A 21104-nucleotide genomic window follows, 5' to 3' on the forward strand; every position below is an offset into this window, starting at 1 on the left:
CCTCTTGTTGCAGTGATTAGAAAGGGCGAACCACAACCAGAATGACGATGCCCAGTAAGGCCAGCACGGGTGCTTCATTGAACCAGCGGTAGAACACATGGCCGCGCTGGTTTTCATTGCGAGCAAACGCCTTGAGTTGGGCGCCGCACATAAATTGGTAAACCACCAGTAGGGCAACCAGGCTCAGCTTGGCGTGCATCCAGCCCTGGCTGAAGTAGTAGCTGGGATTAAGGCTGATCAGCCACAGGCCGAGGCCGACGGTGAGGATCAGCGATGGCCACATAATCCCGCGGTAGAGCTTGCGCTCCATGATGCAAAAGCGCTCGCGGCTGACCTCGTCGGTGCTCATGGCGTGGTAAACGAATAGGCGTGGTAGGTAGAACAAGCCGGCGAACCAACAGACCATGGCAATGATGTGCAGGGTCTTGAGCCATAGATAGAGCATTGTTTGAACTCGTGCTGAAAAGTGCCTCGATAGTAGTGGTCATGAGCGCCTGCGTCATCACTGGCGGTTGGCCCCCGGCCGAAGCGCCCGTATCATCGGCAGCTTTCCACTGCTGGTAAGGCAAAGGGGCAAATGATGATCAAGGTCGGAATCGTCGGCGGCACGGGTTATACCGGAGTCGAATTGTTGCGTTTGTTGGCGCAGCACCCGCAAGCACAGGTCGAGGTGATTACCTCGCGCTCCGAGGCCGGCATGCGTGTCGACGAGATGTACCCGAACCTGCGCGGTCATTACGACAGCCTGGCGTTTAGCGTGCCGGATGCCGCCACGTTGGGGGCTTGCGATGTGGTGTTTTTCGCCACGCCGCACGGTGTCGCTCATGCGCTGGCGGGCGAGCTGCTGGCGGCGGGAACCAAGGTGATCGACCTGTCGGCTGACTTCCGCTTGCAGGACGCCGATGAATGGGCGAAATGGTACGGCCAGCCACACGGCGCACCAGACCTGCTCCCAGAGGCAGTCTACGGCTTGCCTGAGGTCAATCGTGAGGCAATCAAACAGGCGCGCTTAATCGCGGTGCCGGGCTGCTACCCCACGGCTGCACAGCTGGCGCTGATCCCGTTGCTTGAGGCCGGCCTGGCCGATACCTCGCAAATTATCGCCGACTGTAAGTCTGGGGTGAGTGGTGCCGGGCGCGGTGCCAGTGTCGGCTCGCTGTTTAGCGAGGCGGGCGAAAGCATGAAGGCCTATGGGGTCAAGGGGCATCGGCACTTGCCGGAAATTCGTCAGGGCCTTCAACGAGCGGCGGGTCAGGCGGTCGGTTTGACCTTCGTGCCACACCTGACGCCGATGATTCGCGGCATTCACGCCACGCTTTATGCCACCGTGGTTGACCGTTCCGTTGACCTCCAAGCGCTGTTCGAGAAGCGCTATGCAAACGAGCCCTTTGTGGATGTGATGCCCGCCGGCAGCCACCCGGAAACCCGCAGCGTGCGGGGCGCCAACGTCTGCCGTATCGCCGTGCACCGCCCGCAGGATGGTGATCTGGTGGTGGTGCTGTCGGTCATTGATAACCTGGTCAAGGGGGCGTCGGGCCAAGCGGTGCAGAACATGAATATTATTTTCGGTCTTGATGAGCGCCTGGGCCTGTCCCACGCCGCCCTGCTGCCCTGATGACGGGGTGGGAGGTTCGGCCAAGCGATCCTGGGCGTGCTCGACGGCAGTGCCTGCTGAGTGTGCTGGTGCTGCTGTGTATTGCGCTGGCTTTTTATGCTGGCAGTTTGTGGCAGCAGTCCATAGCGGGTGCGGTGCAGTCGGCCAAACAGGCTCCGGATGAGTCGTTAGCCCGTGAGGTCGAAGAGCTACGCCAGCGTGTGGCGGTACTGAGCAGCACAGAAATGCTCAGTCAGCAGGCCAACGAACAGAGTCGTTTGACGATCAAGCTCTTGGAAGAGCAGATCTACAAGCAACAGCAGGACCTGGCGTCCTACAAAGGCGTGCTGGCCCCGGCCAGTCGTCGCGAAGGTCTACGCATTAAGACCTTTGAGTTGCAGGCCACGGACAGGCCTGAGTATTTCCGCTACAAGATACTCCTTAGCCGCGTGGGTAAAGGTGAGGCGCCGCTGGAAGGCCAGTTGCAGGTCTCAATCGTTGGTCAACAAGGTGGGCAGGCCGTAACGCTCGAGTTAGCCGCGCTGACGACTGGCTTGCCGGATGCGTTGCCTGAGCAAGCGTTTGCCTTTTCCTTTAAGCACTTTCAGGCAATCCCTGAGGCCGGCCGATTCGCTGAGCTGAAGCTGCCTGAGGGGTTTGTCCCGCGCGAGATTAAAGTGCGTGCTGAGGTACAGGGCGAGAAGCCCTTGTTGCGCACATTTGAATGGAACAAAGAGGAGTGATGGTTCTGTATGTGGAGTAAAGACAAAGCGCGCGCTGATGTGCAGCGTTTCGCGGGCAAGACCAGCCTGATTGCGGTCGGGGCTGAGTTGCATGGCGATTTGCGCTTTCAAGGGGCTGTTCAGGTTGATGGAAAGGTTATCGGTAACCTGGTTGCCAGCGAAGGTATGGTGCGTGTCAGCGTGCAGGGCCGGGTTGAAGGCGAGATACGTGCACCCCATATAGTGATTGATGGTGAAGTCGAGGGTGATGTACACGCCAGTGGTCGCCTTGAACTTGGCGTGCGCGCTCGGGTGCGCGGCAATCTGTACTACGCCTTAATGGAAATGGCCATGGGGGCGCAAATCGATGGGCGTCTTTGTCGGTTGCAGGACGACGCGAGACCATTGGAGTTGCCAGCGTCTCTGGATGAAGCGCAATAGTTGACCGCATTTGTAGGGTAAGCGGATAATGCCCATCAAACTGCAGTTTGGCGCTTAGCGCCGGGAGTTAATCAGCATGAGCGTCGAAACCTTCACCCCTAGTGCTATGCAATTTACGCAGGGCGCGGCGAATAAGGTGAAGAACCTGGTCGATGAAGAAGGCAACCCACGCCTGAAGTTGCGTGTGTTTGTAACCGGTGGCGGTTGTTCTGGCTTCCAGTATGGTTTCACCTTCGATGAAGACGTCGCTGATGATGACACCATCGTTGAGCGCGAAGGCGTGAGTCTTGTGGTCGACTCGATGAGTTTCCAGTACTTGGCTGGTGCCGAGGTCGACTATCAGGAGGGCCTGGAAGGCTCGCGGTTTGTGATCAACAATCCGAACGCCACTACTACTTGCGGCTGCGGTTCTTCGTTTTCGATCTAGGTTCTAGGCTGTTCAAGTCAACGCCGTGCTTTGTGTACGGCGTTTTCGTTTCTGCGCGTAGCAGATGCTGGCGCGGTTATCAGGCTGGATAGATCGCCCCGAGCACGCGCAGCCCTTGTGCGCCTGTGACGCTCGGCCGGTTAGCAGGTATGCCCTCCAGGCAACAGTGCGCCAGCCAGGCAAACGCCATAGCTTCTACCCAGTCAGCGGGTACGCCATGCTCATCGGTGCTGCTCACTTGGCTGTTGGGCAGCAGCTGCGCAAGTCGACGCATCAGCGTGCGGTTGTGTGCACCGCCGCCGCAGACCAGCAGCATCTCAGTGTTTTTCTGGGCGCCCTTGAGTGCGTCGGTAATGCTGATGGCGGTCAATTCCAGCAGGGTAGCTTGCACGTCATCTGCTGCTAGCGCGGGCTGCTTCTGCAGATGTTGGTCCAGCCAGGCAAGGTTGAACAGCTCGCGGCCTGTGCTTTTCGGCCCTTGGGTTTGGAAGTAGGCGTCGCTCAGCAAAACCTGCAGGAGCGGCATTTGCACCGATCCGCTGGCGGCCCATTGACCATCTTGGTCGTATGTCAGGCCTTGATGGCGTTTGATCCAGGCATCAAGCAGTACATTGCCTGGCCCGCAGTCAAAGCCGTGTACGGGGCGCTCCTGCTCCAGCAGGCTGAGGTTGCTGAAACCGCCAATATTGAGAATGGCACGGGTGCTGTTTGCGTGCGCGAACAGTGCGTCGTGGAACGCTGGGACCAGAGGCGCGCCTTGGCCTCCGGCGGCAACATCCCTACGGCGGAAGTCACTGACGACGCTGATGCCGGTCAGTTCGACGAGCAAGGCAGGGTTGCCAATCTGGATGCTAAAGCCGCGCGTGGGCTCGTGGCGCACGGTTTGGCCATGACTGCCAATAGCGCGGACTTCGTCTGCTGCTATGCCATGTTGCTTCAGTAGTGCATTGATGCCTTGAGCCGCGAGCTGTACCCACTGCTGCTCGGCAATGGCTGCGCGGGCCAGTTCATCGTGGCCGGAAGCGCACAGGCTCAGTAGGGTGCCACGCAGTTCGTCTGGCATGGGCAGGTAAAGCGTGCCTATTAGGCGGGTGTCACGTTCTTGCTCGATTAGCGCAATGTCCAGTCCATCCAGGCTGGTGCCGGACATCACGCCAAGGTAGAGGGGCATGGTTCAGCGCTGATTATTCAGAGCGAGCATTGTGGACTTCTCTTTGTCCATTTGCGCCATCAGCGGTTTGCTCAGCTGCATAAACCGGGCTTTCTCGCTGTTGGCGATAGGGTCGGCCATTGGCAGCTTTTGGCTCAGCGGGTCAACGTGCACGCCATTAACTTGGAATTCATAGTGCAGGTGTGGCCCTGTGGACAGGCCTGTGGTGCCGATATAGCCAATGATCTGGCCTTGCTTGACGTTGCCACCGGTGCGTACACCCTTTGCGAAGCCCTGCATGTGCGCGTACAGCGTACGGTAGCGCTGGCCATGCTGGATGATGACTGCGTTGCCATAGCCGCCATGTCGCCCGGCCAACGAAATACGGCCGTCGCCTGCTGCTTTGATTGGGGTGCCGCGGGGAGCTGCATAATCAACGCCTTTGTGGGCGCGAATCTTATTCAGGATTGGATGGCGACGACCATTGGAAAAGCGCGAGCTGATACGGGCGAAGTCTACCGGTGTACGGATAAAGGCCTTGCGCATGCTTTCGCCATTGGCGCTGTAGTAACTGCTATTACCCTGTTTGTTGGTATAGCGCACCGCAGTATATGTCTTGCCGCGGTTGGTGAAACGTGCGGAGAGAATGTTGCCGGTTCCGACTTGCTTGCCGTTGACCACTTTCTTTTCGAAGATCAGCTCGAATTCGTCACCTTCACGAATATCCATGGCGAAGTCGATGTCGTAGCCAAATATGTTGGCCAAGTCCATGGTCAGGTTGTGCGACAGGCCGGCACGTTTGGCCGATAGAAACAGCGAGCTGTTGATCACGCCATGGCTATAGCTGGTTTGAATCTCTGGTTTAACCAGTTCACGCTTGAAGGTGAAACCTTTCTCGCTCTTTGCCAGAACAATGCTTTCCAGGTCGCTGAGCTTGCTGTGCAGGCTTTCAAGCTGGCCGTCAGCGCTCAGATTGAATTCAAGCGGCTGGCCTACCTTTAAACGAGTCAGTTGTTTGGCTTCTTTGCTGCTGTTGAGTACTTCATGCAGGGTCGTTGCGCTCAAGCCGACTTTGGCAAATACCGTGGACAGGGTATCGCCGTTTTGCACGTTAATAATGTGGTGCAGTGGGTCGGCTTCTTCTGGCGTCTCGATCTGAGTGGTTTTCAGCTCGTCGGCAGTCGAGGTCTCGGCAGCAGCGGTATTGGCGAAGGGGGACTGATTCGACTGCGATGTCGTAGGTGTCGGCTCCGCTTGTTGTTCGGCGTACTCGGAACCGTTGTCCAACTCAAGGTTGAGGTAGGTTTTCTTGGCTTCAACTTCGCGAGTGGGAAATACCAGTAGGGTTAGGCTCAGTAGTGCGGCGACGCCGCTGGCCGCCAAAATATGGCTTTTGGGGTAGAGCGGTGGCGCTTTAGTTGTAGAGGTCATAGGCGGCTTTTGACTTTAAAAATGGAAAGAAATAGATAAAAAAATGATGAATATGCAGTAACTGTATAAAATATAACCAAATCGCTTGCTAGGCAACCCCGGTTGTCGCGAGGTGATCTTAGCTTTGGTGGATGGTTGGCAGAACTTGTGATTTGTCCGCGATCTTGTATGGTTGGTTCCCTTTTGTTTTTGAGTGGTCGTGAGTCCTGTCATGAAGTCGGTTGAAGAGCAGTTGGCGCTGATCAAGCGCGGCGCAGAAGAGGTTTTGGTTGAGGCTGAGCTGGTTGAGAAGCTTAAGCGTGGTCAACCGCTGCGCATCAAGGCGGGTTTTGATCCGACCGCACCGGATCTTCACCTTGGGCACACCGTGCTTATTAATAAGCTGCGACAGTTCCAAGAGCTGGGGCACCAGGTGATCTTCTTGATCGGCGATTTCACCGGGATGATTGGTGATCCGAGTGGTAAGAGTGCGACGCGCCCACCGTTGACCCGGGAGCAGGTTTTAGAGAATGCGGAGACCTACAAGACCCAGGTGTTCAAGATTCTCGATCCGGCGAAAACCGAAGTCGCTTTCAATTCCACGTGGATGGACAAGATGGGGCCGGCCGACTTCATTCGTCTGACCTCTCAGTACACCGTCGCCCGCATGCTTGAGCGTGATGACTTCAGTAAGCGCTATTCGACCCAGCAGCCTATTGCCATTCACGAGTTCCTCTATCCGCTGGTTCAGGGTTATGACTCAGTTGCGTTGCAGGCAGATGTTGAGTTGGGCGGCACTGATCAGAAGTTTAACTTGCTGATGGGGCGTGAGCTGCAGCGCTCTTATGGGCAGGCATCCCAGTGTGTTGTCACTATGCCGCTTTTGGAAGGGCTGGATGGCGTGAAGAAGATGTCCAAGTCTCTGGGCAACTACATAGGCATTCAAGAAGCGCCGGGTGTGATGTACAGCAAGTTGGTCTCCATGCCAGACGCGTTGATGTGGCGTTACTTCGAACTGCTCAGCTTCCGCTCAATGGAGGAGATTGAACAGTTCAAGCGCGATGTCGAGCAGGGCGCTAACCCTCGGGACGTGAAGATCAAACTGGCAGAAGAAATTGTTGCGCGTTTCCATGGTGAAGAGGCCGCGCTCACGGCCCATCGCTCGGCAGGTAACCGCATGAAAGAGGGGGAGTTGCCTGAGGATCTTCCAGAGATCGAAGTGCTTTCCGCTGATGACATGCCGATTTCTGCGTTGCTGAATAAAGCAGGCTTGGTTAAGAATGCGGCGATGGCGCGTGATTTGTTGGCGTCTGGTGGTGTGCGTGTCGATGGCGAGGTTGTAGATCGCGCCTTTATATATAAGGTAGGTGCAGTGCATGTTTGTCAGGCTGGCAAGAAGTCGTTTGCGCGTATCACGCTTAAGCTCGAGTAGCACTTAAGGCTCGAGTGCTGTGGCTGCTGCTCAGCTGTTGCGCGTTAAGTTCGACAAAGCCGTTGAAGCGTCAGCTTCAACGGCTTTGTCGTTTCTGCGGGCGACGCACATTGGTCGCTGGGTCGTGAGCTTACGGCGGACATTATGGAAAGGCCTAGCAATCGCCTCGCCTTTATAGTGTTCTCTCTATGTGGGACTGCTTTTCAGATGTGTGCGTCTCCTTAAACGTCTTATAAAACAATAGGTTGGTTTATAAGAAGGGTTGCAAAGCGGCGAAAGCTGCGTAGAATGCGCCTGGCTGGCAGGGTAGTGGTTTGATTCTGTTGGTGGTTCGATCGAGATGATCGAAAGCGGTAAAAGAGGTGGTTGACAGTGGTTTGAAACGCTGTAGAATTCGCCTTCCGCTGACGAGAGGCTAGGTGTTGATCGAAGGCGCAAGTGGTTGAGATTGAAAAGAAATTTTCGAAATCACTTGACGTAAGATGAGGCTGCTGTAGAGTTCGCGCCTCGGTTGAGACGAAAGACTTAACCACCGCTCTTTAACAACTGAATCAAGCAATTCGTGTGGGTGCTTGTGAGGTAAGACTGCTAGTCGCAAGATTATCAGCATCACAAGTTACTCCGCGAGAAATCAAAGATGTAACCAACGATTGCTGAGCTAAGTTTAGGGTTTTCTCAAAACCCAAGCAGTATTGAACTGAAGAGTTTGATCATGGCTCAGATTGAACGCTGGCGGCAGGCCTAACACATGCAAGTCGAGCGGTAGAGAGAAGCTTGCTTCTCTTGAGAGCGGCGGACGGGTGAGTAATGCCTAGGAATCTGCCTAGTGGTGGGGGATAACGTTCGGAAACGGACGCTAATACCGCATACGTCCTACGGGAGAAAGCGGGGGACCTTCGGGCCTCGCGCCATTAGATGAGCCTAGGTCGGATTAGCTAGTTGGTGAGGTAATGGCTCACCAAGGCTACGATCCGTAACTGGTCTGAGAGGATGATCAGTCACACTGGAACTGAGACACGGTCCAGACTCCTACGGGAGGCAGCAGTGGGGAATATTGGACAATGGGCGAAAGCCTGATCCAGCCATGCCGCGTGTGTGAAGAAGGTCTTCGGATTGTAAAGCACTTTAAGTTGGGAGGAAGGGTAGTAACTTAATACGTTGCTACTTTGACGTTACCGACAGAATAAGCACCGGCTAACTTCGTGCCAGCAGCCGCGGTAATACGAAGGGTGCAAGCGTTAATCGGAATTACTGGGCGTAAAGCGCGCGTAGGTGGTTCAGTAAGTTGGAAGTGAAATCCCCGGGCTCAACCTGGGAACTGCTTTCAAAACTGCTGAGCTAGAGTACGGTAGAGGGTAGTGGAATTTCCTGTGTAGCGGTGAAATGCGTAGATATAGGAAGGAACACCAGTGGCGAAGGCGACTACCTGGACTGATACTGACACTGAGGTGCGAAAGCGTGGGGAGCAAACAGGATTAGATACCCTGGTAGTCCACGCCGTAAACGATGTCAACTAGCCGTTGGGAGTCTTGAACTCTTAGTGGCGCAGCTAACGCATTAAGTTGACCGCCTGGGGAGTACGGCCGCAAGGTTAAAACTCAAATGAATTGACGGGGGCCCGCACAAGCGGTGGAGCATGTGGTTTAATTCGAAGCAACGCGAAGAACCTTACCTGGCCTTGACATGCTGAGAACTTTCTAGAGATAGATTGGTGCCTTCGGGAACTCAGACACAGGTGCTGCATGGCTGTCGTCAGCTCGTGTCGTGAGATGTTGGGTTAAGTCCCGTAACGAGCGCAACCCTTGTCCTTAGTTACCAGCACGTAATGGTGGGAACTCTAAGGAGACTGCCGGTGACAAACCGGAGGAAGGTGGGGATGACGTCAAGTCATCATGGCCCTTACGGCCAGGGCTACACACGTGCTACAATGGTCGGTACAAAGGGTTGCCAAGCCGCGAGGTGGAGCTAATCCCATAAAACCGATCGTAGTCCGGATCGCAGTCTGCAACTCGACTGCGTGAAGTCGGAATCGCTAGTAATCGTGAATCAGAATGTCACGGTGAATACGTTCCCGGGCCTTGTACACACCGCCCGTCACACCATGGGAGTGGGTTGCACCAGAAGTAGCTAGTCTAACCTTCGGGAGGACGGTTACCACGGTGTGATTCATGACTGGGGTGAAGTCGTAACAAGGTAGCCGTAGGGGAACCTGCGGCTGGATCACCTCCTTAATCGAAGACTTCAGCTTCTTCATAAGTTCCCACACGAATTGCTTGATTCATTGAAAAAGACGATTGGGTCTGTAGCTCAGTTGGTTAGAGCGCACCCCTGATAAGGGTGAGGTCGGCAGTTCGAATCTGCCCAGACCCACCAATTGTTGTGGGGTTTGGCCTTGTACGAATATGGGGCCATAGCTCAGCTGGGAGAGCGCCTGCCTTGCACGCAGGAGGTCAGCGGTTCGATCCCGCTTGGCTCCACCATATACAGCATCGTAAGAGTTCAGAAATGAACGTTCCTGCTAGAGCAGATGAATGTTGATTTCTGGTCTTTGACCAGTAAGAAAATCGTTCTTTAAAAATTTGGGTATGTGATAGAAGTGACTGATTAATTACTTTCACTGGTAATTAATTTGGTCAAGGTAAAATTTGTAGTTCTCAATTGCAAATTTTCGGCGAATGTCGTCTTCACGTTAGAGACAATAACCAGATTGCTTGGGGTTATATGGTCAAGTGAAGAAGCGCATACGGTGGATGCCTTGGCAGTCAGAGGCGATGAAAGACGTTGTAGCCTGCGATAAGCTCCGGGGAGTCGGCAAACAGACTTTGATCCGGAGATCTCTGAATGGGGGAACCCAGCCAGCATAAGCTGGTTATCACACACTGAATACATAGGTGTGTGAGGCGAACCAGGGGAACTGAAACATCTAAGTACCCTGAGGAATAGAAATCAACCGAGATTCCCTTAGTAGTGGCGAGCGAACGGGGACTAGCCCTTAAGTTGATTTGAGAATAGTGGAAGGCTCTGGAAAGTGCCGCCGTAGTGGGTGATAGCCCCGTACACGAAATTCTCTTATCAATGAAATCGAGTAGGACGGAGCACGAGAAACTTTGTCTGAATATGGGGGGACCATCCTCCAAGGCTAAATACTACTGACTGACCGATAGTGAACTAGTACCGTGAGGGAAAGGCGAAAAGAACCCCGGAGAGGGGAGTGAAATAGATCCTGAAACCGTATGCGTACAAGCAGTGGGAGCCCACTTTGTTGGGTGACTGCGTACCTTTTGTATAATGGGTCAGCGACTTATATTCAGTGGCGAGCTTAACCGAATAGGGGAGGCGTAGCGAAAGCGAGTCTTAATAGGGCGACAGTCGCTGGGTATAGACCCGAAACCGGGCGATCTATCCATGGGCAGGTTGAAGGTTGGGTAACACTAACTGGAGGACCGAACCGACTACCGTTGAAAAGTTAGCGGATGACCTGTGGATCGGAGTGAAAGGCTAATCAAGCTCGGAGATAGCTGGTTCTCCTCGAAAGCTATTTAGGTAGCGCCTCGTGTATCACTGTTGGGGGTAGAGCACTGTTTCGGCTAGGGGGTCATCCCGACTTACCAAACCGATGCAAACTCCGAATACCAACAAGTGTCAGCACGGGAGACACACGGCGGGTGCTAACGTCCGTCGTGAAAAGGGAAACAACCCAGACCGTCAGCTAAGGTCCCAAAGTTATGGTTAAGTGGGAAACGATGTGGGAAGGCTTAGACAGCTAGGAAGTTGGCTTAGAAGCAGCCATCTTTTAAAGAAAGCGTAATAGCTCACTAGTCGAGTCGGCCTGCGCGGAAGATGTAACGGGGCTCAAACCATACACCGAAGCTACGGGTTCATCTTAGGATGAGCGGTAGAGGAGCGTTCTGTAAGCCTGTGAAGGTGAGTTGAGAAGCTTGCTGGAGGTATCAGAAGTGCGAATGCTGACATGAGTAACGACAATGGGAGTGAAAAACTCCCACGCCGAAAGACCAAGGTTTCCTGCGCAACGTTAATCGACGCAGGGTGAGTCGGCCCCTAAGGTGAGGCAGAAATGCGTAATCGATGGGAAACGGGTTAATATTCCCGTACTTCTAATTACTGCGATGGAGGGACGGAGAAGGCTAGGCCAGCACGGCGTTGGTTGTCCGTGTTTAAGGTGGTAGGCTGATTTCTTAGGTAAATCCGGGAAATCAAGGCCGAGAACTGATGACGAGTTGTCTTTTAGACGACGAAGTGGTTGATGCCATGCTTCCAGGAAAAGCTTCTAAGCTTCAGGTAATTAGGAACCGTACCCCAAACCGACACAGGTGGTTAGGTAGAGAATACCAAGGCGCTTGAGAGAACTCGGGTGAAGGAACTAGGCAAAATGGCACCGTAACTTCGGGAGAAGGTGCGCCGGTGAGGGTGAAGCATTTACTGCGTAAGCCCATGCCGGTCGAAGATACCAGGCCGCTGCGACTGTTTATTAAAAACACAGCACTCTGCAAACACGAAAGTGGACGTATAGGGTGTGACGCCTGCCCGGTGCCGGAAGGTTAATTGATGGGGTTAGCTAACGCGAAGCTCTTGATCGAAGCCCCGGTAAACGGCGGCCGTAACTATAACGGTCCTAAGGTAGCGAAATTCCTTGTCGGGTAAGTTCCGACCTGCACGAATGGCGTAACGATGGCGGCGCTGTCTCCACCCGAGACTCAGTGAAATTGAAATCGCTGTGAAGATGCAGTGTATCCGCGGCTAGACGGAAAGACCCCGTGAACCTTTACTATAGCTTTGCACTGGACTTTGAGTTTGCTTGTGTAGGATAGGTGGGAGGCTTTGAAGCGTGGACGCCAGTTCGCGTGGAGCCAACCTTGAAATACCACCCTGGCAACCTTGAGGTTCTAACTCTGGTCCGTTATCCGGATCGAGGACAGTGTATGGTGGGTAGTTTGACTGGGGCGGTCTCCTCCTAAAGAGTAACGGAGGAGTACGAAGGTGCGCTCAGACCGGTCGGAAATCGGTCGTAGAGTATAAAGGCAAAAGCGCGCTTGACTGCGAGACAGACACGTCGAGCAGGTACGAAAGTAGGTCTTAGTGATCCGGTGGTTCTGTATGGAAGGGCCATCGCTCAACGGATAAAAGGTACTCCGGGGATAACAGGCTGATACCGCCCAAGAGTTCATATCGACGGCGGTGTTTGGCACCTCGATGTCGGCTCATCACATCCTGGGGCTGAAGCCGGTCCCAAGGGTATGGCTGTTCGCCATTTAAAGTGGTACGCGAGCTGGGTTTAGAACGTCGTGAGACAGTTCGGTCCCTATCTGCCGTGGACGTTTGAGATTTGAAAGGGGCTGCTCCTAGTACGAGAGGACCGGAGTGGACGAACCTCTGGTGTTCCGGTTGTCACGCCAGTGGCATTGCCGGGTAGCTATGTTCGGAAAAGATAACCGCTGAAAGCATCTAAGCGGGAAACTTGCCTTGAGATGAGATCTCACTGGAACCTTGAGTTCCCTAAAGGGCCGTCGAAGACTACGACGTTGATAGGTTGGGTGTGTAAGCGCTGTGAGGCGTTGAGCTAACCAATACTAATTGCCCGTGAGGCTTGACCATATAACACCCAAACAATTTGATGTTTGTGTGTCTCTATGAAGACTGCAACAGCCGAAAATTTGCACAACTACAAACCACATCACATACCCAATTCGAGGTAGCGAGCCGCGCAAGCAGCACGACATCTCAGCTGAATCGCTTGACGACCATAGAGCATTGGAACCACCTGATCCCATCCCGAACTCAGTAGTGAAACGATGCATCGCCGATGGTAGTGTGGGGTCTCCCCATGTGAGAGTAGGTCATCGTCAAGCACCTACACCAAAACCCCCGATCAGGAAACTGGTCGGGGGTTTTACTTTGGGCACAGAATTTTTTAAAAGCCTAGCGCTATCTTTGTCACGAAGTGCGCTCCTGCAGAGCGCACCTAAACTCAGTTTATTGCGTCGCTTAGGGCTTTTGCCGGTACGTATTTGACGATTTTCTTGGCAGAAATTTGTAGCGCTTCACCGGTTTTCGGGTTGCGGCCGGTACGCGCAGGGCGCTCGCTCACTTTGAGTTTGCCGATGCCAGGTAGAGTTATCTCGTCACCATTTTCCAGTGCGTCGGATACGATCTCGCTCAGCTGTTCAAGTGCTGCGCGTACTGTGCTTTTCGGTGTGTCGATGGCTTCCGCAATGTCGCTGATCAATTGGTCTTTGGTTATTGCCATGGTTAAGTTCCTTTTGGGTTGATGCGGATTGAGTGCGGGTCAGGGTATCTGCCCTCAGTGAAAATTTGCGTGCGTAAAAGTCATTAGCAATGAGTCTGGAGCGCGGTCTATGCTGATGTTACTTAGTCATTGCCTTGGAGAGCCAGCATGCTGCGTGTCTTTGCTGATTTAGGTTTTCGCTGGAAGATCGCGCTTCCCATTTTGTTGCTGGCGGTTTTGCTTGTTTCTATGGGGGTTCTCGGGATGCGAGGGATTACCCAGGTCGCGGATTCAAGCACGAAGCTGACTAATCGTTTCTTGCCAGGCATTAGCTTGCTGTTGAATGCGGATCGCGATCTCTATCAGGCGTTTGTTGCAGAACGCAGCTTACTTGATGAAGGGGTGGGGGCAAATGCTGATGCGCTGACAGCAACTCATGCGGAGAACTTGCAGCAGGCTTATGACCGCGTACATAAATTCGCAGGTATGCAGCCTGGCAGTGAAGCGATGCTATTAGTTACGCAGTTCGATGCAGGCTTCGAGCGCTGGAAGGCAACCTCGCAAAAGGTCTTACAGTTAGCTATCAGTGACCCTCAGGCGGCAAGTGTGTTGAGTTTCGGTAGTAGCGAAGAGCAGTTTGAGGCAATGCGCACCGCGATTGACAAACTGGGCGAGATGGATGATCTGGCAGCTAATGCCGAAGGGCTTGCAGCCATAGCGCTGGGCGAAACTCTGAGCTGGCAGCAGGGTGTGATTATTGCCATCGGCTTAGTCGTTTGCCTCGTATTGGTCGTTGGTTTTCCAATCCTTGTTACCGGGCCGCTACATAATTTGCTTAACCGTATTGAGCAGGTTGCTGACGGTGATGGTGATCTGCGGGTGCGCTTGGATGTATTGTCTAATGATGAATTGGGTATGCTCAGTCATGCATTCAATCGCTTTCTGGATAAATTGCAGCCGTTGATAAAAGAGGTTGGTCGAGTTACGGGTGAGGTCGAAAGCTCTGCGCAAAATCTGGCAGGAATGGCAGCAGCCAATGATAGGTTGATCAGCAGTGAGCACGCAGCAGTAGACCAGGTGAGTACTGCGGCAACGCAGATGAGCTCTGCTGTGCATGAAGTGGCACGTAATGCGCAAAATGCAGCTGACGCGGCTCGTGGTGCAGAAGCTCAATCACGAGAGGGCGCGCGAGTTGTTGGAGCAACGATCAACTCTATTCGTCAGTTGGCGCAAGAAGTCGAAAGTGCTTCGGTAACTATTCAAACCCTTGAGCAGGAAGCCACCAATATTGGTGCGGTACTAGCTGTTATCAGGGGCATTGCTGAGCAAACCAACTTGTTAGCATTAAATGCGGCGATTGAGGCGGCACGCGCCGGAGAGCAGGGGCGCGGTTTCGCGGTTGTGGCGGATGAGGTGCGTGCACTGGCAGCACGTACGCAGGAATCGACTAAGGATATCCAAGTGATGATCGAGCGCCTGCAAGTTGGTGTGCAGAATGCCGTTAAGGCGACTCATTCAGGAAGTACTAGGGCGCAACAAAGTGTTGAGCAAGCGGCTGGCGTGGATCAGGCACTCACTGACACTAGCGATTCGGTACAGCGTATCAACGACATGACGGCGCAGATCGCAACAGCTTGTGAGGAGCAGAGCAGTGTGACCGAGGAGATTGCACGTAATATCAGTGGTATTCGCGATCTGTCTGATGAAGCAGCAAAAACCTCTGAGCAGAGCGCTAAGGCCAGTCAGCGGCTATCTGAGTTGTCACATGGACTGACTAAGTTGGTTGGTAGGTTTCGTGTCTAGTGCGCGATTAATTAGGCTAAGTGTTTGAAACGGTTGTAACTTCAAGTCAAGCCGGTACAATACCTCGGCTCGCTTCTGGTGAGCTGCGTTATGGTGGTCCTGCCGGTCCCCTCGCAACGATTAACCGTGAACCCGGTCAGGCCTGGAAGGGAGCAGCCGCAGCGGTGACATTGTGTGCCGAGGTGTGGCTGGCAGGGCTGCCTCCAATATCCCTATGGTTACGGCTCATCTACTGAGTAAGTACCAGTCTCGATTCTCTCTATCATCAAATACCCTGTCTGCTAGTCATGATCTCTGCTGAGCGTGAATTAGCGTCCTTGTCTTTTATTGCGCTTAGCTGGCGGTCAGTGCACTGGCCAAGCTGCTCATAGCTGTCGATTAAAAAATACTTCTCGCTATGATCGTAAGGGCAATTATATGACGGGCCCGGCAGTGAGCTGGGCCTCGCGTCTCCTCAGTTTGTCTGGTAACTGAGGACGCTGTCCTGCTCCTTAAGTGCTTTGCGCATGTCGGCGGGGATGTTGCCAGAACGCATTGCAAGCTCTAGGCGGATGTCTTCAAGGCTTTGTGCGAATGCCTGTGAGTCAGCACGTTGAGCGGCGCTGAGTACACGGCTATACGCAGTGGCGTCGCTGGCATCGAGTAATGATAGGACGATTCCGCCATCTGGTCGGGGCGGGCTGAATGTTGCGCGCAGTGGGGAAAACAGCTGTTCGACGAGTTGGCGATTAATGCTATCCATGACGATGTTCCATCCTGAGGGTGATAGATTCAGACCTCAAGATGGCTCGATGGTTCGCTACCTTCGGTAATCAGGCCGCCAGTGATTGTCGGGCACGCTCAATGACTTGCTGTAGGTGCGCGGCACCGTACTGGCCGGGATATAGGCGCTGACTGTGCTTGGCGATGCCAGCATCGTTGACGATGGTGAAGCTAAAGCTGCCTTTGCGGGCGGCAAGGATGCGGCAATCAAGCGGTGCAAATGCACTGGATAGGGTGCGAATGGCATCCTGAATTTGGTGTTGAGTATTCATTTTTTGGTATTTCCTAAAACAGCAGGCGCGTCATTGCGCTTAATAGAGCTCCAGGCGGTCGACTTAAATTGTCTATTGCATGTGCAAATTGGAGCTGGACTGCGCGCACAAGTTCCCATTTAGGTTGCTTTGTGCGGGTCGGTACTTCGGAGGCGGGCTTGAGTCAGCGCTTGCGCGGGACGGCCAGATCAGTCAGCAGGTTGGGTCGAGAGGCTAGAGCTGTGCGGCATTACCCTTGGGTTATGCGCTCTTGCTTGGGAACCATCGAGGTGGCCAAAAGGCCTAATTGACTTACAGCGTGGTACGAACAGGGCAGAGAATACTCGCTTGGTTAATTATTAGCCAGCTCATTTGTCAGTAATCTGCTGGGCGGTCATTCGTGGGCTGCGCATCAGATGCAATTTAGCCCCTGCTCCGTTAGGATTAGCGTCACTTTTGCTTTCCTCTCGTGACGGGTTTCGATGAGTTATCAGGTTCTTGCACGTAAGTGGCGTCCGCGCTCGTTCAGCGAAATGGTTGGCCAGACTCATGTGCTTCGGGCGCTTATCAATGCGCTCGATAGTCAACGTCTGCACCACGCCTATTTGTTCACGGGTACGCGTGGCGTAGGTAAGACAACGATTGCGCGGATTATTGCCAAGTGCCTGAATTGTGAAACTGGCATCAGCTCGACACCCTGCGGTGTTTGTTCGATCTGTAAAGAGATTGATGAAGGTCGCTTTATTGACCTGATTGAGGTCGATGCGGCCAGCCGGACCAAGGTGGAAGACACCCGCGAGTTGCTCGATAACGTGCAGTATTCGCCCAGCCGTGGACGTTTCAAGGTCTACCTGATCGACGAAGTGCACATGCTCTCCACCAGCTCCTTCAACGCCCTGTTAAAAACACTGGAAGAGCCGCCTCCTCACGTCAAATTCCTTTTGGCGACAACTGACCCACAGAAACTGCCGGTGACAGTGCTGTCGCGTTGTTTGCAGTTCTCGCTGAAGAACATGCCGCCAGAGCGAGTGGTTGATCACCTTAGTCATGTTTTGGCCGCCGAACAGATTCCATTTGAAAATGATGCGCTGTGGCTACTCGGCCGAGCAGCAGACGGCTCCATGCGTGACGCCATGAGCTTGACCGATCAGGCGATCGCTTTTGGTGAGGGCAAAGTTTTAGCGGCTGATGTGCGTGCCATGTTGGGGACTCTCGACCATGGTCAGGTTTATGGCGTGTTGCATGCTTTGCTTGAGGGAGATGCCCGCGGCCTTATTGAAGCGGTGCGGCACTTGGCGGAGCAAGGGCCGGACTGGAGCGGTGTGTTATCCGAAATACTCAATGTGCTACACCGTGTGGCTATTGCACAGGCGCTGCCCGAGGCCGTGGATAATGGTCAGGGCGACCGTGAGCGGGTCCTTGAGCTGGCGAGCGTCCTGCCCAGTGAGGACGTGCAGTTCTATTATCAAATGGGGTTGATTGGACGACGCGATTTACCATTGTCGCCAGATCCGCGTAGCGGCTTCGAGATGGTGTTGTTGCGTATGCTGGCCTTCCGCCCAGCGGATACTCATGATGCGCCCGGGGTGGTGCTAAAGCCGCTAGGGATTAGCCAGGCCACTGCTGATCCCGCGAACAACCCAGTGGCCGGTACTGCTCACGCAGCTCCGGTTAGCACTCCTGTTGCAATTGTCGCTGAATCTCAGCCGGCGCCAGTTGTTGAGGCGCCACCCGCTGCTGTTGTTGAGCAGCACGTTGTGTTGGCGCCTGAAGTTGTCAAAGAGCCTGCCATGCAGTCTGCGTCTGTCGACATTGCCCCTAAAAAGGTTGTTGACTTGCCCTGGGAAGAGCCGGCCCAGACGCCGGTTTCTAATGTGCATGAACCTATCGTGCCTATTACTGGCGATGTAATTGTTGAAGCGCCACAGCCCGCAATACCCGATCCGCTCCCCGTGGCATCGTTGGTTGATGACGACGATGAGCCGCCGTTGGGCGACTACGACTATGTCGAGATGGATGCCGAGTCGTTTGATTATGATTTTGACGCCGTAGAGCGCAGTGAGTCTGCCGTGCCAGAGGTGTTACCCGCCGCCCAGCCGGCAACAGGGCTTGCTGCTGAGTGGCTGGAGTTATTCCCTAAGCTTGGGTTGTCTGGGATGACTGGCAGTATCGGGGCCAACTGCACGTTGATTTCTGTTGAGGGCAATAACTGGTTGTTGCACCTCGATCCTGCGCAGTCTGCGCTGTTCAACTCAACTCAGCAGCGGCGTCTTAATGATGCGCTTAATCAGTTTCACGGGCGCGAACTCAGCGTATTGATTGAGTTGCAGAAGCCTGAGCAGGAAACCCCTGCGCAGGCTGCGGCGCGTAAACGTGCTAATCGACAGCGTGATGCAGAGGCGTCGATCGAGAAGGATCCTTTTGTCCAGCAGATGATTCAGCAATTCGGTGCGGTGATTCGCGCAGACAGCATTGAACCCCTAGATACTCCTGTTAACCCCTAATTACCGAGGATTACCCCATGATGAAAGGTGGCATGGCCGGCCTGATGAAGCAGGCTCAGCAGATGCAGGAAAAAATGCAGAAGATGCAGGAAGAGCTGGCGAACGCCGAAGTCACCGGTCAATCCGGTGCTGGCTTGGTCAGTGTTGTCATGACTGGGCGTCACGATATCAAGCGTGTCAGCCTGGATGACAGTCTGATGCAAGAAGACAAGGAAATCCTTGAGGACCTGATTGCTGCTGCGGTGAACGATGCCGTGCGCAAGGTTGAGCAGAATAGTCAGGATAAGATGTCCGGTGTGACGGCGGGTATGCAGATGCCTCCAGGCTTTAAGATGCCGTTCTAAAAAGCTATCCCGCCTAGCGCAGACGATTGCGCTGCAGCGGGTGTAGGCGCCCTCAGTCTGCCCCCGCTTAATGGCTAGCTCTGCAAGGTACTAACGGCCTGTAGGATGGCTGAATAGCAAGTGCTTCAATCTTTGTTGTCGTTGAGTATTTCCCATGAGCTTTAGCCCGCTGATCCGTCACCTGATTGACTCTCTACGCATCCTTCCCGGCGTTGGGCAAAAAACCGCTCAACGTATGGCGTTACAGATGCTTGAGCATGATCGGGCAGGAGCGCTGCGTCTGGCTCAAGCGCTGACTCAAGCGATGAATGGGGTCGGGTACTGCAAGCAATGCCGCAGCCTGAGCGAGGAGGATGAGTGCCAGATTTGTCTTGATCCGCGTCGAGATGACAGTCTGCTGTGCGTCGTTGAGGGGCCAATGGATGTTTATGCCGTCGAGCACACAGGGTTTCGCGGCCGCTACTTTGTGCTCAAGGGTCACTTGTCGCCACTCGATGGTCTGGGGCCAGAGGCGATAGGCATTCCAGAGCTGCTAGCGCGCATCGCAGCAGGAAGTTTCGATGAGGTGATTCTGGCAACCAACCCAACGGTCGAGGGTGAGGCTACAGCGCATTACATCGCTCAGCTGTTAGCGGGCAAAGGTCTAGTTGCTTCGCGCATTGCCCACGGTATGCCTTTGGGCGGTGAGCTAGAATTGGTCGATGGCGGTACCTTGGCGCATTCGATTGCTGGGCGGCGGCCTATCTTGCTTTAGCCCGCGATTGCCTAACGACTCGATTTGCGTTGGCGGCTTTTTAAGCATTCCCTTGTAAACCAAGCAAGCGCTTGGTAATTTCGCTAAAACCTTAGCGGAGTTACCTCATGTCTGCCTTACAAGAATATTTTGATGACTCACACCAGTTGGTACGCGATTCAGTTCGGCGCTTTGTCGAGCGCGAAATTCTGCCGCATATCAATGAGTGGGAAGAAGCTGAGGAATTTCCTCGCGAGCTTTATCTGAAGGCGGGTGCGGCTGGGATTCTCGGCATCGGTTACCCAGAAGGGTTTGGAGGCAGTCATGAGGGTGATGTGTTCGCCAAGGTTGCTGCTAGCGAGGAGTTGATGCGCTCGGGCTCTGGCGGTCTCGTGGCCGGGCTTGGGTCGCTGGATATAGGTCTGCCTCCCGTGGTGAAGTGGGCCAAGCCGGAGCTACGCGAGTGCATCGTGCCGCAGGTGTTGGCAGGTGAGAAGATCATGGCACTGGCGGTGACCGAACCGTCCGGCGGCTCGGATGTGGCCAATCTGAAAACCCGTGCAGTGCGCGATGGCGACTACTACCGTGTGAGTGGCAGCAAAACCTTTATCACCAGTGGCGTACGCGCCGATTACTACACAGTTGCTGTGCGTACCGGTGGTGATGGCTTTGGTGGTGTCAGCCTGTTGCTGGTGGAGAAGGGCACACCTGGTTTCACTGTGGGCCGCAAGCTGAAGAAGATGGGCTGGTGGGCGTCGGATACGGCGGAGCTGTTCTTCGATGACTGTCGAGTGCCTGTAGGCAATCTGATCGGCGCTGAGAATATGGGCTTTGCCTGCATCATGGCAAATTTCCAGAGTGAGCGCTTGTCGCTGTCGATCATGGCCAATATGACGGCGCAGTTGGCGCTTGAGGAAGCACTGAAATGGGCCAAAGAGCGCGAAGCGTTTGGCAAGCCTATCGGCAAGTTCCAGGTGCTCAAGCATCGTCTGGCGGAGATGTCGACTCAGCTTGAAGTGTCGCGCGACTTTACCTATCGGCAAGCGGCGAAGATGGCAGCTGGTAAAAGTGTGATTAAGGAAATATCCATGGCTAAGAACTTCGCCACTGATATTGCCGATCGACTGACCTACGACGCCGTGCAGATAATGGGCGGCATGGGCTATATGCGTGAAAGCCTGGTGGAGCGGCTGTACCGCGATAACCGCATTCTGTCGATTGGTGGCGGCTCGCGTGAAATCATGAACGAGATCATCAGCAAGCAGATGGGCTTATAGGTTCGCTCGG

The 21104-nt window shown here is 54.3% G+C and carries 16 protein-coding genes, 2 tRNA genes, 3 rRNA genes, 1 other RNA gene and 1 pseudogene; 17 read left to right on the forward strand and 6 right to left on the reverse strand.

What is annotated here, in order from left to right; all coding sequences use genetic code 11:
- Positions 1-16: 16 nt before the first annotated feature.
- Complete coding sequence (gene hemJ / locus SOP97_RS07405; RefSeq protein WP_322948799.1) at positions 17-445, reverse strand: protoporphyrinogen oxidase HemJ; 429 nt, start codon at positions 443-445, stop codon at positions 17-19.
- A gap of 135 nt (positions 446-580) precedes the next feature.
- Here hemJ and argC point away from each other — a divergent pair, with 135 nt between their 5' ends.
- The 4 genes from argC to erpA all read left to right on the forward strand — a co-directional run bounded on the left by argC (position 581) and on the right by erpA (position 3184).
- Positions 581-1615: an N-acetyl-gamma-glutamyl-phosphate reductase gene (gene argC / locus SOP97_RS07410; protein ID WP_274089025.1), complete on the forward strand. Its 1035-nt coding sequence runs from the start codon at positions 581-583 to the stop codon at positions 1613-1615.
- A 68-nt stretch (positions 1616-1683) separates the two neighbouring features.
- The gene (locus SOP97_RS07415) at positions 1684-2337 is read left to right on the forward strand and encodes a DUF6776 family protein (protein ID WP_322948800.1); all 654 of its coding nucleotides are present in this window, start codon (positions 1684-1686) and stop codon (positions 2335-2337) included.
- A 9-nt stretch (positions 2338-2346) separates the two neighbouring features.
- Positions 2347-2757: a bactofilin family protein gene (locus SOP97_RS07420; RefSeq protein ID WP_274089023.1), complete on the forward strand. Its 411-nt coding sequence runs from the start codon at positions 2347-2349 to the stop codon at positions 2755-2757.
- Positions 2758-2833: 76 nt separating this feature from the next.
- Positions 2834-3184, forward strand: a complete 351-nt coding sequence (gene erpA / locus SOP97_RS07425; RefSeq protein WP_274089022.1) for an iron-sulfur cluster insertion protein ErpA — start codon at positions 2834-2836, stop codon at positions 3182-3184.
- Positions 3185-3263: 79 nt separating this feature from the next.
- On the opposite strand, the gene SOP97_RS07430 is transcribed toward erpA, so the two are convergent.
- On the reverse strand, positions 3264-4355 hold the full coding sequence (locus SOP97_RS07430; RefSeq protein WP_322948801.1) for an anhydro-N-acetylmuramic acid kinase: 1092 nt from the start codon (positions 4353-4355) through the stop codon (positions 3264-3266).
- A 3-nt stretch (positions 4356-4358) separates the two neighbouring features.
- Complete coding sequence (locus tag SOP97_RS07435; RefSeq protein WP_322948802.1) at positions 4359-5765, reverse strand: peptidoglycan DD-metalloendopeptidase family protein; 1407 nt, start codon at positions 5763-5765, stop codon at positions 4359-4361.
- A gap of 211 nt (positions 5766-5976) precedes the next feature.
- Here SOP97_RS07435 and tyrS point away from each other — a divergent pair, with 211 nt between their 5' ends.
- The 6 genes from tyrS (at position 5977) to rrf (ending at position 13043) form a co-directional block, all read left to right on the forward strand.
- Positions 5977-7176 carry a tyrosine--tRNA ligase gene (gene tyrS / locus SOP97_RS07440; protein WP_274089019.1) on the forward strand — a complete coding sequence of 400 codons (1200 nt, stop codon included), beginning with the start codon at positions 5977-5979 and terminating at the stop codon, positions 7174-7176.
- Positions 7177-7870: 694 nt separating this feature from the next.
- Positions 7871-9407, forward strand: a 16S ribosomal RNA gene (locus tag SOP97_RS07445).
- A 65-nt stretch (positions 9408-9472) separates the two neighbouring features.
- Positions 9473-9549, forward strand: a tRNA-Ile gene (locus tag SOP97_RS07450).
- Positions 9550-9580: 31 nt separating this feature from the next.
- Positions 9581-9656: transfer RNA gene (locus SOP97_RS07455), tRNA-Ala, on the forward strand.
- Positions 9657-9899: 243 nt separating this feature from the next.
- Positions 9900-12789 (forward strand): 23S ribosomal RNA (locus tag SOP97_RS07460).
- A 138-nt stretch (positions 12790-12927) separates the two neighbouring features.
- A 5S ribosomal RNA gene (gene rrf / locus SOP97_RS07465) occupies positions 12928-13043 on the forward strand.
- Together the 16S, 23S and 5S rRNA genes with 2 tRNA genes alongside form the textbook arrangement of a ribosomal RNA operon.
- 119 nt (positions 13044-13162) lie before the next feature.
- Here the strand turns inward: rrf and SOP97_RS07470 are convergent.
- Positions 13163-13441: an HU family DNA-binding protein gene (locus tag SOP97_RS07470; RefSeq protein ID WP_322948803.1), complete on the reverse strand. Its 279-nt coding sequence runs from the start codon at positions 13439-13441 to the stop codon at positions 13163-13165.
- A gap of 147 nt (positions 13442-13588) precedes the next feature.
- Between SOP97_RS07470 and SOP97_RS20365 the strand changes: the two are divergent.
- The 3 genes and pseudogenes from SOP97_RS20365 to ffs form a co-directional block, all read left to right on the forward strand.
- Positions 13589-14365 (forward strand): annotated as a pseudogene (locus SOP97_RS20365) (HAMP domain-containing protein); the annotation flags it as partial.
- A 78-nt stretch (positions 14366-14443) separates the two neighbouring features.
- A complete protein-coding gene (locus SOP97_RS20370; RefSeq protein ID WP_411912041.1) occupies positions 14444-15223 on the forward strand; it encodes a methyl-accepting chemotaxis protein in 780 nt (259 codons plus the stop codon).
- Positions 15224-15323: 100 nt separating this feature from the next.
- Positions 15324-15420: signal recognition particle sRNA small type (gene ffs / locus SOP97_RS07480), an RNA gene on the forward strand.
- A 257-nt stretch (positions 15421-15677) separates the two neighbouring features.
- Here the strand turns inward: ffs and SOP97_RS07485 are convergent.
- Both SOP97_RS07485 and SOP97_RS07490 read right to left on the reverse strand, forming a co-directional pair.
- A complete protein-coding gene (locus SOP97_RS07485) occupies positions 15678-15965 on the reverse strand; it encodes a DUF3509 domain-containing protein (protein ID WP_322948805.1) in 288 nt (95 codons plus the stop codon).
- Positions 15966-16035: 70 nt separating this feature from the next.
- Entirely contained in the window at positions 16036-16257 is a 222-nt protein-coding gene (locus SOP97_RS07490; RefSeq protein WP_090242392.1) for a hypothetical protein, read from the reverse strand.
- Between the two features lie 461 nt (positions 16258-16718).
- Here SOP97_RS07490 and dnaX point away from each other — a divergent pair, with 461 nt between their 5' ends.
- The 4 genes from dnaX to SOP97_RS07510 all read left to right on the forward strand — a co-directional run bounded on the left by dnaX (position 16719) and on the right by SOP97_RS07510 (position 21094).
- Positions 16719-18740 (forward strand): DNA polymerase III subunit gamma/tau, encoded by a 2022-nt coding sequence (dnaX, locus tag SOP97_RS07495; protein WP_322948806.1) that lies wholly within the window; start codon positions 16719-16721, stop codon positions 18738-18740.
- Positions 18741-18757: 17 nt separating this feature from the next.
- A complete protein-coding gene (locus tag SOP97_RS07500; protein ID WP_090242388.1) occupies positions 18758-19084 on the forward strand; it encodes a YbaB/EbfC family nucleoid-associated protein in 327 nt (108 codons plus the stop codon).
- 154 nt (positions 19085-19238) lie between these two features.
- A complete protein-coding gene (gene recR, locus SOP97_RS07505) occupies positions 19239-19838 on the forward strand; it encodes a recombination mediator RecR (RefSeq protein WP_322948807.1) in 600 nt (199 codons plus the stop codon).
- Between the two features lie 107 nt (positions 19839-19945).
- Complete coding sequence (locus SOP97_RS07510; protein ID WP_322948808.1) at positions 19946-21094, forward strand: acyl-CoA dehydrogenase family protein; 1149 nt, start codon at positions 19946-19948, stop codon at positions 21092-21094.
- The last annotated feature ends 10 nt before the right edge of the window (positions 21095-21104 follow it).

It is taken from the genome of Pseudomonas spirodelae, assembly GCF_034653255.1.
Lineage (GTDB): Bacteria > Pseudomonadota > Gammaproteobacteria > Pseudomonadales > Pseudomonadaceae > Aquipseudomonas > Aquipseudomonas spirodelae.